10 protein-coding genes and 1 CRISPR repeat array are annotated in these 15,645 nt (G+C 38.1%); all 10 genes read right to left on the bottom strand.

The window, feature by feature from the left end:
- Positions 1 to 189: 189 nt before the first annotated feature.
- The 10 genes from FXW07_RS11115 to cas2 all read right to left on the bottom strand — a co-directional run bounded on the left by FXW07_RS11115 (position 190) and on the right by cas2 (position 15,621).
- Positions 190 to 1,041 carry a UbiA family prenyltransferase gene (locus FXW07_RS11115; protein WP_229395493.1) on the bottom strand — a complete coding sequence of 284 codons (852 nt, stop codon included), beginning with the start codon at positions 1,039 to 1,041 and terminating at the stop codon, positions 190 to 192.
- A gap of 243 nt (positions 1,042 to 1,284) precedes the next feature.
- Positions 1,285 to 1,920 carry a class I SAM-dependent methyltransferase gene (locus FXW07_RS11110; RefSeq protein ID WP_229395492.1) on the bottom strand — a complete coding sequence of 212 codons (636 nt, stop codon included), beginning with the start codon at positions 1,918 to 1,920 and terminating at the stop codon, positions 1,285 to 1,287.
- A gap of 235 nt (positions 1,921 to 2,155) precedes the next feature.
- Positions 2,156 to 2,971: a class I SAM-dependent methyltransferase gene (locus FXW07_RS11105; RefSeq protein ID WP_229395491.1), complete on the bottom strand. Its 816-nt coding sequence runs from the start codon at positions 2,969 to 2,971 to the stop codon at positions 2,156 to 2,158.
- Positions 2,972 to 4,109: 1,138 nt separating this feature from the next.
- Complete coding sequence (locus FXW07_RS11100) at positions 4,110 to 4,676, bottom strand: GNAT family protein (RefSeq protein ID WP_229395490.1); 567 nt, start codon at positions 4,674 to 4,676, stop codon at positions 4,110 to 4,112.
- 49 nt (positions 4,677 to 4,725) lie between these two features.
- On the bottom strand, positions 4,726 to 5,019 hold the full coding sequence (locus FXW07_RS11095; protein WP_229395489.1) for a DUF1330 domain-containing protein: 294 nt from the start codon (positions 5,017 to 5,019) through the stop codon (positions 4,726 to 4,728).
- Positions 5,020 to 5,078: 59 nt separating this feature from the next.
- Positions 5,079 to 5,456, bottom strand: coding sequence for a hypothetical protein (locus tag FXW07_RS11090; protein WP_229395488.1), 378 nt, complete (start codon positions 5,454 to 5,456; stop codon positions 5,079 to 5,081).
- Positions 5,457 to 5,669: 213 nt separating this feature from the next.
- Entirely contained in the window at positions 5,670 to 6,080 is a 411-nt protein-coding gene (locus FXW07_RS11085) for a type II toxin-antitoxin system death-on-curing family toxin (RefSeq protein WP_255679034.1), read from the bottom strand.
- A 1-nt stretch (position 6,081) separates the two neighbouring features.
- The gene (locus FXW07_RS11080) at positions 6,082 to 6,333 is read right to left on the bottom strand and encodes a hypothetical protein (protein WP_048109045.1); all 252 of its coding nucleotides are present in this window, start codon (positions 6,331 to 6,333) and stop codon (positions 6,082 to 6,084) included.
- 114 nt (positions 6,334 to 6,447) lie between these two features.
- Positions 6,448 to 14,445: direct repeats of the CRISPR family, unit length 37 nt; unit sequence GTTTCAATCCTTGTTTTAGTGGATCTTGCTCTCGAAT.
- Positions 14,446 to 14,558: 113 nt separating this feature from the next.
- Entirely contained in the window at positions 14,559 to 15,314 is a 756-nt protein-coding gene (cas4, locus tag FXW07_RS11075; protein ID WP_229395486.1) for a CRISPR-associated protein Cas4, read from the bottom strand.
- A 16-nt stretch (positions 15,315 to 15,330) separates the two neighbouring features.
- Complete coding sequence (cas2, locus tag FXW07_RS11070; RefSeq protein WP_229395485.1) at positions 15,331 to 15,621, bottom strand: CRISPR-associated endonuclease Cas2; 291 nt, start codon at positions 15,619 to 15,621, stop codon at positions 15,331 to 15,333.
- Positions 15,622 to 15,645: the final 24 nt, after the last annotated feature.

Raw genomic sequence — 15,645 nt, 5'->3', positions numbered from 1 at the left:
AGGGTTTTAACTATTTTTATATTTCTTCCAGCAATGATGAAAAGGGAAAGATAAACGGAAAAGAAAAATGGGAAAAACCACCAGATGCCGAATTCACAGCTGGGGCAGAATCCCCTTTGTAGGCGAATTTTCGTAATTATCCGGTGAGTGCGGTGTTAAGAGGCTTGGAATCAAACTGCCACAATACTTTCACCTTACCATTCGAATGATTATGAAAATTATGAATGCTACTAATCCAGTCAGGTATATCCAGCGAATGTAAATTCGCCGGTTTGCTGTTCTTGAGTCTAACAATTTACCTGTTGAGTACAGAATTACTATGTCTATTAGTAAAATGGGAAACAGATAAATCCACTCTAGCCAGCCCAAAAAAAACGGCAAACTGCTTGCAACAACCACCAGTAAGAAAACAGCTCCGCTGATTTTCAATGCTTTTTCGCGGCCAAGTTCCAGGGCTAAGGAATGATATCCTGCCCGACTATCGCCTTCAATATCCATAGCGTCTGCCGCGATCTCTTCTCCTAAATCTACAAGCATTACTATAACCGCAAAAAACCAGACTATTATTTCAAATGGTTTGTTTACTGCTATACCACCAAAAATAAAAGTCATGCCTACTGAAAAGCTGACCATCAGATTTCCAATAAGACCAGCTTTTTTGAACCGCCAGTTGTAAAGCAAGCCAACTGCCCAGACCAGAATGACTACTAATAAGGCCTCTAAGCTAATCAGGTAGCTCGTGATAAGTCCAAGTATTGCCACAACAATGGAGAGTAAAATGACTTCTTGCTCAGTAACAAGGCCTGCTGGAAGTGGTCTTTCTGGCGCATTTATTCTGTCAATTTCAAGATCAAAATAGTCATTAAGGATGAGAGCCGTAGCCGAAATGAAAAAAATGCTTAGAAACCCCAATACAATTTCAGTTGTGGTAGGAAGTGCACCTAATGCCAGTAACTCCCCCAGTATCACGCACACTCCAGCAGTAAATGGTAGTTCAAAACGGAATAAGCGGAATAGCCCCAGAATTTTTGGCCTGAGCATAAAGGTATTATAAGTAGTGTAATGTTTTAATTTTTTTGAGTGAATTTTTAATTTTTTTTGTTTATATGTACAAGATAATGTGAAGGCATTTGAAGAAAGGCTATTCACAAAAATCAAAAAATTTTTAATAATTAAGTATTAAAGAATATGGGCCTTCTAATTATAGGCTCTTCTAATTATAGGCTCTTCTAATTATAGGCTCTTCTAATTATAGGCTCTATCCATCCGGTGCACTACAAGGCATTAGCTACTTTTTTCTCCTATACAGCACATCCAGTTTTTATTTTCTACCAGATGTGTTTGTATATTTACGTATCCGGCCTTTTTTAATAACTCCTCCAGTTCTTGAGGTGTATGTAGTTTAAGATTGCCAGCCTTTACATACGGGTCATTCCTGTCCTTAAAGCTCTGGCTGGCATACATTTCGTTAATTATCATAATCCTGCCAGAAGGTTTTAAAACCCTTTTAATTTCAGAAAAGTTTTGAAGAAGGTTAGGCCAGAAATAAACAGTTTCAACCGCCAGTGCCCAATCAAATTTATTATCCTCAAAAGGAATTTTTTCTACACTTGCGTTATGTATCTCAACCTTACCGCTGTCTATTAATCCTTTGTTAAATTCGATAGACCAGTTTACACAGTCATTAGAATAATCAATTCCAAAAACTTTTCCTTCAGGTGCAAGTAAGGCCAACCTGTTTACTGTTCTACCCCCGCCGCACCCAATATCTAAAATTATACTATCCTGCTTAATATCTATTTTCCCCAAACCCCAGCTTGTCAGCTCATAATGGTTGATATTCATTTCATCCGCAACCAGTTTACCTGCCTCTCCAACAGGCTTTCTGCATTGATTCATCTTTCTAGAAAGTTCGCTCATAACTAACTCCTTATAAGTCCAAATAGATAAATTTTATACTAATCTCTATTAATTCAAAAAATCGTCATATTGTTCCAATTTTTGTTTTAGTGGATCCTGCTCGCGAATTTTTGGCTGTTGAATGTGAACGGTCTTGAGTGTCAATGGTTTCAATCCTTGTTTTAGTGTATCTTGCTTTCGAATAGCCCTTTCACTGCCTTTTTAAGCTCAGATCCAGCTTTTGATATAATATCTTTCAGGACTTAATTCTCCTTCCAATATAGAGCATATGCTCACAACTGCCCCATGTCATCGGGTTTGTGGATAGTTTCATGGAAAGCTCGATAAATGCATTAAAGCAATCTTCCGGCAGGCTATTTATTGTTCTCTCGTTCGACGACAACATTCCTTCGATTGCAGTAATAACTAATTTCTTAAGTGGATACTTTTTCATAATATCTTCTATATTTGCTGGATTTTCAAACCACGCATCTGTGAATCCGGGATTTTCCTCAGAAACAATATTGGTCCCATCCTTCAGGTAATCTAATAATCTGTCTTTTGTATCCAGAATCATATGTGGGTTTCCTCTTATCATGTCAATTATAGGTGCAAATGCGGAAATGAATGATACAAAAAGGATACCTCCAGGTTTCAGAACATTTACGCACTTCTCGATTACGATATGTCTTTGAACCTCATCAGTAAGGTGATAAAAAGGCCCCATACAAAGAACGGCATCAAACTGACCTTTTATGTGGTGATCAAGTTCAAGCGCATTACAGTGGATAAAACTCTCTAACTGTATGCCTTGCTCTTCAGCTTTTGTCTTTGCAAGTAAAACGTTCTTTGAAGAAAGGTCCAGAAGTGTAACATTATGCCCCTGTGAAGCCAGATATATAGAATATCTTCCGGGTCCTCCCCCTACATCGAGTATTCTTGATTCTTCGGGTATGTAAATATCCAGATATCTGCGTGTTATTTCATATTCGATCCGGTGTCTCTCTAGCCTCTGCCATTCATATTCCACATTATCATCATAAAATGCTTCCACTGTCCTATATATCTCCATCCTTAAAACCTTCCTTTTAAATTTCAAAGGGACTGATCCTTCATCTCAGAGTGTGTCTCCTATCCTGAAACAAAAAACCCTGAGGAATCAGATATGTGACTCCACAAGGTAACATAACAGACCTCAGTTCTCCTTGTAGCAATTATCAATGTTGTTATCATATCCGGCCTTCACTCAATCATCTTCTATGCCGGCTTTCAACATCCCTTGATCACATACCCAACTTTTGTATACAAGTACTATGACCAATTTTTATATTGAATCAAATAAATGAGAAAAAACGTTTTACTTAGTCTTATTTCAACTACAAAATGATAATCTTTTTTGTTAAAGATATGGCTTATTTTCAACAAGAAAACAAAATCTGTATAGCAGTTTCCATCCTTATTTTAGGGGATCTTGCTCTCGAATGGTTATTAGGAGGAAGAAATGAACAGATATTATCTTGATTTCAATCCTTATTTTAGTGGAAACTATCTATGGTTCAGGAAAAATTTCTTCGAAAAGGAGGAAATGCAAAGTTTCAATCCTTATTTTAGTGGAAGCTACCTCTTGACAGGGTCGTTTTTCTTATTTTCAGCAAATTCTCAGGTAACTTCAACTCTGAAAAACAGTATTATGCGGCTATATTAAGCGGCTATTTTTTGCAAAGGAAACGTGTCAGGTGTCAAGATCAAGTCCTGCTATTTTAATGTGGGGAAGATATTGCTTTAACTTATGAAGAACACACTTCCGGCACATCCGACCTCAAGAATATTCTGGCCATCCTGTGCTCCGATTGCGTTCATTCAAAGATACTTATTTCTTTCAGTAAAATGCATTTCACGGCTGCGATAAGGCTCCAGGGTTGTCTGCACACACCGCGACCATGTATTGTTCACAACTGTTCACCTTGCATTTATTTTCTTCTCGTAACCAAAAAGACAAAACCCTGTATCTTCCGGTTTAGATTCCCGCAATTTTTTTTAAAGCTTAACTTTTCATAAAAATTATATTTCTATGCTATCACAATTTTCAGGGCTATGTCCGTATAGCTTTATTTCATCCACCCATGCATCTGCTTTTTCTTCGTTGCTTCCGGGATAAGTCATTGTATTACGAATCATGTGAAAACAGTCGAAGGTTTCATGTTTTGTTTCTAATGTCCGGCGGAGAGAAATTCATCTTTCAGCAGGCTATACACCTCAATATCGGTGAAGCGGTTTCCGGTTAGCAGTTCTCCGTCTCGTTCGATGCCTTCAAAACGGAAGCCGAGGCGTTGAGGTATGCTTTTGCTGGGGAAGTTCCCCACCGCACATCTAATTTGAACCCGGTTGATATTCATTTCTTCAAAGGCAAAACGCATCACGGCTGTAACCGAACTGGTGATAATACCTTTTTTTTGACACGGTTCCGAAAGCCAGTACCCGATTTCCGCTTTACGGTTCAGTTTGTCGGTATTCTTGAAGCCTATTAACCCGGCAAAATCTCCCTTATACCGGATTACAAATACAAAATCCCCTTTTTCGGCAGGGACAGCAAGCACCGAACGGATATAATCTTCAGAGTCCGACACATCTATGGTAAACGCAACAAACGGCAGCCATTTACCCAGGTAATCCCGCTGCCTGTCGATGGTAGTGAACATCTCGTTGGCATCCGAAAGTTCCAGTTGTTTAAGCCGGATATCTTCCGTTACGATGATGGTTTTTACAAGTTCTGTCATGATTCTTTTTTAGTATGTTGATCCGTAAGAAAAATGTTTTCCTGACAGGTTAATCGTTGTCTATGAAAAAGGCACTGGATACCGTGCTGTCTTCTCGCAGATGCTTGACAGCCCTGTATTCGGGAGAATTAAAACAACTTTCAGCCTGTGCAAGAGAGTCAAAGCCGATGACGATAGAACGTTCCGGCTTAATGGTGCCACAAAAAGCGGTGATTTTGTTACTGCGTGCGATATATTCGCCTCCGTGCTGCTCCACAATGTCCTTAACCGCTGCAATATATTCTGCATAGCGGACAGGGTTGTGCACAGATTCGATCAGAATAACCATTACTGTTTTTTTCATCGTCTCCTCCTTTTGTTAAAGCAGTAAAGGTTTCACTCCTTTTTTAGTGGACCTTACTCTCAAATCCACATGAGCTTCCTATATTCAAGATAGAAAGTATATAGTAATGGTGCTGCCGCAAACAAACCAAGTAATCTAATCAGGTCCCATGCAACCAAAATGTCCTCGATTTCCGGTACCAAATCCATTGCACCCATCAAAAGAAGCGTGATTCCAGTCATCAACCAGAAGGTAGAGAGGATTCCGGCGTAGGCAATTCCCGGGACATAGTCACAATTTGAATTCAAGACTGACAGTGTCACAAACACCATCGCGATTGAAGCGAGTAACAGGATAGCTGGCAGCGCGTTTCCCAGAAAATGAAACGGAAGGACGACTGATAGTATTGCGCAGATGAGGTATTTTAGAGAGAAAGAGGTAGGTCTCAGCTTGTCCATTTCAGTCACTTGATTTAGTGGATCTTGCTTTCAAGTAAGAAAATTACACAGTACAGGATATATACCTTTCGCGTTTCAATCCTTTTTTTAGCGGATCTGGCTTTTGAATTCCATTTGGATTCTCTGAATTAATACACTCTTTCAACAGTTTCAATCCTTGTTTTAGTGGCTCTTGATCACGAATATTCTTTTTCAGGCATGAAATGATGCTGGTCAATTAAATAGATAATCTTTTGGATTATTTTTGATGGTATGATTAATAATCCATTCTTCAATTTCAGCTGTCTTCATCTCATTTTCAGTCGCTGCAATCTTGACTATAAATTCTATCGTTTCTTGTGGAGTAGATGTAAGTGTATACCCACTATCCTCAAGAACAAAATTCATTGCTTCGTATCCCGTTCTTTTATTTCCGTTAAAAAACGGATGTCTTGAGACAATGGCATAAACTACAATTGCAGCATTTTGAAAAACGGTATTAGATTCCTTTATCATATATTCAAACATTAACTCTAATGTAGCAAGAGATCTAATTGCAGGTGTATAATCGTCAGGATTCTCTTCTTTGTCATAGTCAATCACTCGTTGATGAATTTTTAAGACATCAATTAAGCTAATCAACATATCACTTTCTTCCGAGTGCGTCTAAGATCTCTTTGTCTTCTATGAGTTTCCTATCCAACCATGCATCGAAATCTTTGACATGTGATTCTCTTCGTTCAGTGTTCTCTTCTTTTGGGAACATTGGTTTATACTCTGCAGTTTCTTTAACTTTAACAATGAGCCGTTTGATAATGGAATTATAAGACTCGTTTTCGGTGATCTTAAATTCTTTAAGTGATTCCTTTACATCTGGGTCAATGGCTATGGTAGACATATATTATAACATGTTATAACAGCATATTAACATATCTAACTTAACATAGGATCGACTCTAATAGAATTTACTAAAAATGGTTTGTTAGTATTCTTTGTAAGTATGCGTTCATTTGTTTCAATCCTTGTTTTAGTGGATCTTGCTCTCGAATGAATATGACCTTACTAAAATTCAGAATCTTATTGAGTTTCAATCCTTGTTTTAGTGGATCTTGCTCTCGAATAGCCAAATCAATCGCGTCTGTGATATCCCCCAACTCAAGTTTCAATCCTTGTTTTAGTGGATCTTGCTCTCGAATAGTTCACAGCAGACACAGACTAACGAAGATGCATGGGTTTCAATCCTTGTTTTAGTGGATCTTGCTCTCGAATGAGGAAGCAATAAAAGCGCAAGCGGAAGCAGTAAGAGTTTCAATCCTTGTTTTAGTGGATCTTGCTCTCGAATTAGACATGATTCCGGAGATTTGACAAACGGCAGGATGTTTCAATCCTTGTTTTAGTGGATCTTGCTCTCGAATAGGGCGAATATCCTTTTGGAAGAGGGGGGGAGTTCAGTTTCAATCCTTGTTTTAGTGGATCTTGCTCTCGAATAACGGAGCATATTGGTCATAATGAGAACAGTAAGGGTTTCAATCCTTGTTTTAGTGGATCTTGCTCTCGAATACAGCCTTTTCGAAATACATCTTTTCATCTTCTTTACGTTTCAATCCTTGTTTTAGTGGATCTTGCTCTCGAATCTTGCTGATCTTTCCGCTGAACCATATTTAGTTTTTGTTTCAATCCTTGTTTTAGTGGATCTTGCTCTCGAATGCAAGTTAAATGAAAAAGGCTGGGGAACAACAGTAGGTTTCAATCCTTGTTTTAGTGGATCTTGCTCTCGAATGATAAGCTTTAATCTTCTGTTCTAAAGCCCAATTAGTTCCAATCCTTGTTTTAGTGGATCTTGCTCTCGAATAGAAATACTTTTCTGTTTCATCAAGATCTTCATCTGTGTTTCAATCCTTGTTTTAGTGGATCTTGCTCTCGAATGCTACGGGAGAAACTACACAGGTTGACCCAAAGCGTTTCAATCCTTGTTTTAGTGGATCTTGCTCTCGAATATATTCGATAACCTCAGTCTGGCGTGAGCTGTGGCGTTTCAATCCTTGTTTTAGTGGATCTTGCTCTCGAATGGCGCGAAATATTACCGGTGCGAGTCCATAGAAGGAAGTTTCAATCCTTGTTTTAGTGGATCTTGCTCTCGAATGGAATGTATGGAATATGGAGAGGCAATTGAAGAAGGTTTCAATCCTTGTTTTAGTGGATCTTGCTCTCGAATATTCGAATGCTGTAATATTCGATTTTCAAGACTGGTTTCAATCCTTGTTTTAGTGGATCTTGCTCTCGAATTACGATTCCAGTCTCATAACTGGTGTCAAAATACAGGTTTCAATCCTTGTTTTAGTGGATCTTGCTCTCGAATCTCATGCCTCAAAAAAATTTGTTAGTTCTTCGGTGGTGGGGTTTCAATCCTTGTTTTAGTGGATCTTGCTCTCGAATAGATTTTTTTTCATGTTCAGGCATCGTTTATTCCCTCAGTTTCAATCCTTGTTTTAGTGGATCTTGCTCTCGAATATTCACGTATCTCTAGCATGATTTTGACCCATTTTTGTTTCAATCCTTGTTTTAGTGGATCTTGCTCTCGAATGCAGATATTTATATTTTCAAAAGTGGGAAATATCAGTTTCAATCCTTGTTTTAGTGGATCTTGCTCTCGAATCATTTCGGCATGGTCCAAAGCTGAGATCCAGCAGTAGTTTCAATCCTTGTTTTAGTGGATCTTGCTCTCGAATTCCAGGTTACAATATGCCTATATGTTCACTTATGGAGTTTCAATCCTTGTTTTAGTGGATCTTGCTCTCGAATAAACTCGCAGACATTAACAGATATCTCATACTGTCGTTTCAATCCTTGTTTTAGTGGATCTTGCTCTCGAATTATCAGCACCAGTTAGTTTGATAGCCGCTGAATTCGGTTTCAATCCTTGTTTTAGTGGATCTTGCTCTCGAATATTTCCGCAATAGCACCAGTACCATCACGATTTATGTTTCAATCCTTGTTTTAGTGGATCTTGCTCTCGAATACAAATATGCCTGCATATCAGAGTGAAGTTGTTTAGTTTCAATCCTTGTTTTAGTGGATCTTGCTCTCGAATCATTCACATACATGATACCTTTCGCTCGGGTGGTTGCAGTTTCAATCCTTGTTTTAGTGGATCTTGCTCTCGAATAAAAGGTTTCTACGGCTTCTAAAGTCACTGATAAACGTTTCAATCCTTGTTTTAGTGGATCTTGCTCTCGAATTACCATTCAGAAAATGTTAATGATTATTGTGAAATGTTTCAATCCTTGTTTTAGTGGATCTTGCTCTCGAATCCTTCATATTTCATTTGAGATTTTCAACCCCGAGAGGTTTCAATCCTTGTTTTAGTGGATCTTGCTCTCGAATACCCGTGCCCGATCAATTCCGTGTTTCGCAAATGAGTTTCAATCCTTGTTTTAGTGGATCTTGCTCTCGAATTTAAACCCGATTGGAGGGTTATAGGAGTATCGCTGTTTCAATCCTTGTTTTAGTGGATCTTGCTCTCGAATTAAAAATGGTGAACTATCAAACCGGAGTTCAAAAAGTTTCAATCCTTGTTTTAGTGGATCTTGCTCTCGAATTAAATTTAAATATATTCATAGCGTTTTATCCATGAGGTGTTTCAATCCTTGTTTTAGTGGATCTTGCTCTCGAATTTCACTTGAATTAAGACTTATTGCGAGCCATGCTAAAAGTTTCAATCCTTGTTTTAGTGGATCTTGCTCTCGAATTATGCACTTACGTAATATGGCCGACAACCGTAAGGGGTTTCAATCCTTGTTTTAGTGGATCTTGCTCTCGAATGATTTAATGGTGGGAGAGCGTTATAATCCATTTGGGTTTCAATCCTTGTTTTAGTGGATCTTGCTCTCGAATATTATAAGACGCGCATTTGATGTAGGATGAGTAAGGTTTCAATCCTTGTTTTAGTGGATCTTGCTCTCGAATTCAAATTATAGTTGTATCGCTACGCTCACAACAAAAGTTTCAATCCTTGTTTTAGTGGATCTTGCTCTCGAATAAGGAGGGTCATTTCATCAAAGCAAAGCATTACGGAATGTTTCAATCCTTGTTTTAGTGGATCTTGCTCTCGAATGGAACAGCTTGAGTATTTCCGATTCTCCGCCCCTTGTTTCAATCCTTGTTTTAGTGGATCTTGCTCTCGAATTCAGTATGTCTACCATCACGCATCCCCCCGGTTGCGGTTTCAATCCTTGTTTTAGTGGATCTTGCTCTCGAATGATTCTGAGCGATCAGTCTTGAATTAATATCTTTGTTGGTTTCAATCCTTGTTTTAGTGGATCTTGCTCTCGAATAGGAAGTTAACAGATTATCTGATTCTCAGCAAGCCATTGTTTCAATCCTTGTTTTAGTGGATCTTGCTCTCGAATGATGTTGTTTTACCTGTTGATCTGGCTAATACAGTGTTTCAATCCTTGTTTTAGTGGATCTTGCTCTCGAATAAAACAGTTTCTTCAATTGGAGAAGCCGTAAAAGGTTTCAATCCTTGTTTTAGTGGATCTTGCTCTCGAATATATGCGAATATTGAATCAGTTGAGAACCAAGCGGAGTTTCAATCCTTGTTTTAGTGGATCTTGCTCTCGAATAGTGTATCTTTGTGGTCTGCCATATGATCACCTGTTGTTTCAATCCTTGTTTTAGTGGATCTTGCTCTCGAATATCAAACCCTATTTGGTCTAGGCCGTGAAAACTCGTTTCAATCCTTGTTTTAGTGGATCTTGCTCTCGAATAACAGATCTGCAAGGCATGTGGGTACAAATATACTGAGTTTCAATCCTTGTTTTAGTGGATCTTGCTCTCGAATTAGGAGACGATAATAATATAGGTAGTACAGATACATTGTTTCAATCCTTGTTTTAGTGGATCTTGCTCTCGAATCTTTAGCGCCGGGATGAAGCAGAACCTCGCACAATAAGTTTCAATCCTTGTTTTAGTGGATCTTGCTCTCGAATCTTGGAGCCTGCGGACCGTTTGAATTCGTGAGATGTTTCAATCCTTGTTTTAGTGGATCTTGCTCTCGAATCTTTCCCTCGATGGCTACCACGACCTATTTAGTATGTTTCAATCCTTGTTTTAGTGGATCTTGCTCTCGAATTTTGATTTCCTACATTAAGTTTATCAGTGCATTTAGTTTCAATCCTTGTTTTAGTGGATCTTGCTCTCGAATCTGCAATTGAATAGCTATTTAGACGAAAAAAAGGAAGTTTCAATCCTTGTTTTAGTGGATCTTGCTCTCGAATTATCGGTCATTAACCATGTACTCACCAACCTTTTTTTGTTTCAATCCTTGTTTTAGTGGATCTTGCTCTCGAATTCGTCTGTAGATCCTGCACCAGTGGCAAAATATAGTTTCAATCCTTGTTTTAGTGGATCTTGCTCTCGAATCAGAAAAGAAAAAAGAGTTTAAAACCGAATATTCAGAGTTTCAATCCTTGTTTTAGTGGATCTTGCTCTCGAATAAAATATTAATAATTTTAACAGTTGTAGAGTCTGGTGTTTCAATCCTTGTTTTAGTGGATCTTGCTCTCGAATTATCGTAGAAATGCGAGCGTGTAGAGAGTCCGGGAAGTTTCAATCCTTGTTTTAGTGGATCTTGCTCTCGAATGGAGATTACCACTATCATCAAATATTCCATACTCCCGTTTCAATCCTTGTTTTAGTGGATCTTGCTCTCGAATGTGATACCCAGTTTTGTGCATCAGAAACGATTTCATGTTTCAATCCTTGTTTTAGTGGATCTTGCTCTCGAATTCGTCGTTTGTTCCCTTCTCAACAAACCTGCCAGGGGTTTCAATCCTTGTTTTAGTGGATCTTGCTCTCGAATTCGTCGTTTGTTCCCTTCTCAACAAACCTGCCAGGGGTTTCAATCCTTGTTTTAGTGGATCTTGCTCTCGAATAAAGTTAAATAGTTATATCTCAAATAGGCACACCTTGTTTCAATCCTTGTTTTAGTGGATCTTGCTCTCGAATTCCGCGGCAGTAAAAGCTCTTGAAAATACCTTTGTGTTTCAATCCTTGTTTTAGTGGATCTTGCTCTCGAATTTCGACTCCAGAAAGGTGTGCGTTTGCTCATGAGTAGTTTCAATCCTTGTTTTAGTGGATCTTGCTCTCGAATCGGTCCATGTTACACATTGATCATCTGAATACATTGGTTTCAATCCTTGTTTTAGTGGATCTTGCTCTCGAATTCGTCGTTTGTTCCCTTCTCAACAAACCTGCCAGGGGTTTCAATCCTTGTTTTAGTGGATCTTGCTCTCGAATAAAGTTAAATAGTTATATCTCAAATAGGCACACCTTGTTTCAATCCTTGTTTTAGTGGATCTTGCTCTCGAATTCCGCGGCAGTAAAAGCTCTTGAAAATACCTTTGTGTTTCAATCCTTGTTTTAGTGGATCTTGCTCTCGAATTTCGACTCCAGAAAGGTGTGCGTTTGCTCATGAGTAGTTTCAATCCTTGTTTTAGTGGATCTTGCTCTCGAATCGGTCCATGTTACACATTGATCATCTGAATACATTGGTTTCAATCCTTGTTTTAGTGGATCTTGCTCTCGAATTATGCAGAGGGATCTATTGCCGGATACATTACAAAGTTTCAATCCTTGTTTTAGTGGATCTTGCTCTCGAATTCAAATGTTGTCGAAGTTTCAGATGCTATAGAGGCTATGTTTCAATCCTTGTTTTAGTGGATCTTGCTCTCGAATTCGGCTGCCTTCTTGGCATACCCTGTTGAATTATCGTTTCAATCCTTGTTTTAGTGGATCTTGCTCTCGAATATCTACAGAAGAGCCGGCCATATCATCAAAAAATGGTTTCAATCCTTGTTTTAGTGGATCTTGCTCTCGAATTTATTCCACAAATGATCTATTGATTTTAACCGTCGATGTTTCAATCCTTGTTTTAGTGGATCTTGCTCTCGAATAAATAATGATATTTGATGATGCTAAAGACACTTGGTGTTTCAATCCTTGTTTTAGTGGATCTTGCTCTCGAATTTCGGCCTTCCATTACTATTAATGTGTAGTCTTTAGTGTTTCAATCCTTGTTTTAGTGGATCTTGCTCTCGAATAATATAATACTTATGCAATATATTTAAGGTTTTGCAGTTTCAATCCTTGTTTTAGTGGATCTTGCTCTCGAATACCGTTAAATTTTTAGTATCCCAGGGGGTAAGAAAATGTTTCAATCCTTGTTTTAGTGGATCTTGCTCTCGAATACCAAACTTTTCTCGGACTTCATTGATTTCAGCAATAGGTTTCAATCCTTGTTTTAGTGGATCTTGCTCTCGAATATAGTTATAACTCCATGAAAAAGAAGAGGGTTAATGTTTCAATCCTTGTTTTAGTGGATCTTGCTCTCGAATGATATGTACACGAGTCTTAAAAATAAATACATTTTCAGTTTCAATCCTTGTTTTAGTGGATCTTGCTCTCGAATATATTTCGAGCTGATTGAACCTCAGACAGTATACAAGTTTCAATCCTTGTTTTAGTGGATCTTGCTCTCGAATTATACTTTTGAAAGTCGAAGAAACTGACAAGGCTACAAGGTTTGGTTTCAATCCTTGTTTTAGTGGATCTTGCTCTCGAATGGTCTGAGCATCTGCTAAAGCTTCTACAGTATCATCGTTTCAATCCTTGTTTTAGTGGATCTTGCTCTCGAATATTTTTTTATGATTGAGTCGTCTTCCATTTTAAGTTTCAATCCTTGTTTTAGTGGATCTTGCTCTCGAATTATTCATGGACTGCTGGAGGTAAACCGATGTGAATTAGTTTCAATCCTTGTTTTAGTGGATCTTGCTCTCGAATAATCGATTTCACCGGTTTTTGGATCTAGACCGACGTTTTTGTTTCAATCCTTGTTTTAGTGGATCTTGCTCTCGAATTTAATGTAGTGGCTGAGAATCGCGGTGAGGAATAAAGTTTCAATCCTTGTTTTAGTGGATCTTGCTCTCGAATAGCTTGGGATAAAAAAGCAAGAGAAATGTATCAAGGTTTCAATCCTTGTTTTAGTGGATCTTGCTCTCGAATCCCCGAAGACAAGACTACAAAACAGAACGTCGAAGGTTTCAATCCTTGTTTTAGTGGATCTTGCTCTCGAATACTTGAAGTACATTACATTCAAGAAAAATCGGAAAAGGTTTCAATCCTTGTTTTAGTGGATCTTGCTCTCGAATAATACTAATCTATTTTTTATAATATGTAATTTTATAAGTTTCAATCCTTGTTTTAGTGGATCTTGCTCTCGAATAACCCGATCAGGTATCACTTTTTAATCAGCAATATTGTTTCAATCCTTGTTTTAGTGGATCTTGCTCTCGAATATATGGAAAGATGTTAGAAAATCACAGGGCGAAGAGTTTCAATCCTTGTTTTAGTGGATCTTGCTCTCGAATGATTAGTTGGAATTCCATGCTTTTTCCGATAATAAGTTTCAATCCTTGTTTTAGTGGATCTTGCTCTCGAATTTTCATTTAGCCCCAAATTCATTGTTTAATTCAAGAGGTTTCAATCCTTGTTTTAGTGGATCTTGCTCTCGAATTCTAAAGTTATGACTGATCCGTTGGGGGCTCTTCTGTTTCAATCCTTGTTTTAGTGGATCTTGCTCTCGAATATCCACGTCTGGACAGTATAAAAGTGAGTTTGTAGGTTTCAATCCTTGTTTTAGTGGATCTTGCTCTCGAATGAAATTTTTTCAGGATTATTTTATGACATCGGAATTGAGTTTCAATCCTTGTTTTAGTGGATCTTGCTCTCGAATTTAAGATAAACTTTGGATCTATCCCCGTCATTACAGTTTCAATCCTTGTTTTAGTGGATCTTGCTCTCGAATCATCATTTTTTCAATGAAGAAGAATCGATTAATAGTTTCAATCCTTGTTTTAGTGGATCTTGCTCTCGAATCAAGAGTTAGTTTTTCCATAATTTATCACCAATTTTGTTTCAATCCTTGTTTTAGTGGATCTTGCTCTCGAATAGGGCAAAAATTTCCGTTATTTGGCTAGAAAAGCCCTGAAATGAGCCCTTTTTTGGGGCTAAAATTCTTGCTGGAAAATTATCAAACCCTTTATAAATACAAGAAAAATCTCTTCATACGCAGATATTCCGGTAACAGCAATCTACGCATTTTCTAGAAGATTTAGTGGTTTTGGGATATAAGCCTTTTTGAACGATATCGAGTATTTCTTCAATAATTTTCTCAGCCTTTTTGAAATCAGTAGTAGTAATTTCCATTTCTTTAACCAGGCTGTTGCTTCGAGTAAAACAGATATAAGCACGGTTTACTTCAATATTGTAATTTTCCCGGATCAAAAGAGCCTGCAAAACCAATTGAAATTTATATGTTTTAAAAATCTTGTCTTTATACTTGGCAAATTTGTACTCAAGAGGAGCAGCAGTCCCGTCTTCAAGAAAAAGTACCTCATCCACTATTCCCTTTATATGGTGCTGTTTTGAAGCAATGAATACGTCGCTATCTTTCCTCATGCAGTTAAGTTTCTTTCTCACGTAATCCCTGTTGGTTAGCTTCCTTGTTTCATGGACCTCACGGCCTTTAATAACCTTGAACCTTTTCTCTTCATGCTGAGGAATGTCGAGACAGTACATATAGTAGATAAAACGGGAGCAAAAAAGGTATTCAAGAACGTCTGAAATTCGGATTATTGATCCTAAATCGTTTTCAGAATCAGGCTCAATGTATGTTCCTTCTTCATTTTCAGGATCATTTTCAGGATCATTTTCAGGATCATTTTCAGGAGTTATATCTTTTTCACAACCAGTTTCAGCCCGCTGCTCAATTACCGCACACTCAGAAGAGCTACCTTCTTTGAGAGCAAAATTCGTCATACTTACCCCTCAAAACTCAGAAGAATTTTGTAATCACTTCATCACTGACAAGCTCCTTATCAAAAGCCTGGCCGAGAAGCTGGACTTTCTTAAATGACTGGTCATCCATCGGAAAAATATACACAGAATCACGTTCGGTGTCAATCAGTTCTTCGCATTCAAGGCCCAGAGAGTCTCTGTCATTCGTATTTAAGTCTCCCAGAAAAACACTTTTCTGAACCCTATAAAGCCCATAGCTCTTACAGCGGTCACTTACTTTCTGGCGAATCCTGTTATCCGTAATGTCATATATTACCCAGACAAGCAAACCCAGTCCCCTCGTTCTTATTTT

The sequence above is a fragment of the Methanosarcina sp. DH1 genome, assembly GCF_020804205.1.
Classification (GTDB): domain Archaea; phylum Halobacteriota; class Methanosarcinia; order Methanosarcinales; family Methanosarcinaceae; genus Methanosarcina; species Methanosarcina vacuolata.
Note: the sequence above shows the minus strand (reverse complement) of the source record. Positions and strands in the feature narration are given on the sequence as shown.

Excerpts from the sequence above, each read along its gene's own strand:
- FXW07_RS11115 (WP_229395493.1), bottom strand. The coding sequence starts at position 1,041 with ATGCTCAGGCCAAAAATTCTGGGGCTATTCCGCTTATTCCGTTTTGAA.
- FXW07_RS11110 (WP_229395492.1), bottom strand. The coding sequence starts at position 1,920 with ATGAGCGAACTTTCTAGAAAGATGAATCAATGCAGAAAGCCTGTTGGA.
- FXW07_RS11105 (WP_229395491.1), bottom strand. The coding sequence starts at position 2,971 with ATGGAGATATATAGGACAGTGGAAGCATTTTATGATGATAATGTGGAA.
- FXW07_RS11100 (WP_229395490.1), bottom strand. The coding sequence starts at position 4,676 with ATGACAGAACTTGTAAAAACCATCATCGTAACGGAAGATATCCGGCTT.
- FXW07_RS11095 (WP_229395489.1), bottom strand. The coding sequence starts at position 5,019 with ATGAAAAAAACAGTAATGGTTATTCTGATCGAATCTGTGCACAACCCT.
- FXW07_RS11090 (WP_229395488.1), bottom strand. The coding sequence starts at position 5,456 with ATGGACAAGCTGAGACCTACCTCTTTCTCTCTAAAATACCTCATCTGC.
- FXW07_RS11085 (WP_255679034.1), bottom strand. The coding sequence starts at position 6,080 with ATGTTGATTAGCTTAATTGATGTCTTAAAAATTCATCAACGAGTGATT.
- FXW07_RS11080 (WP_048109045.1), bottom strand. The coding sequence starts at position 6,333 with ATGTCTACCATAGCCATTGACCCAGATGTAAAGGAATCACTTAAAGAA.
- cas4 (WP_229395486.1), bottom strand. The coding sequence starts at position 15,314 with ATGACGAATTTTGCTCTCAAAGAAGGTAGCTCTTCTGAGTGTGCGGTA.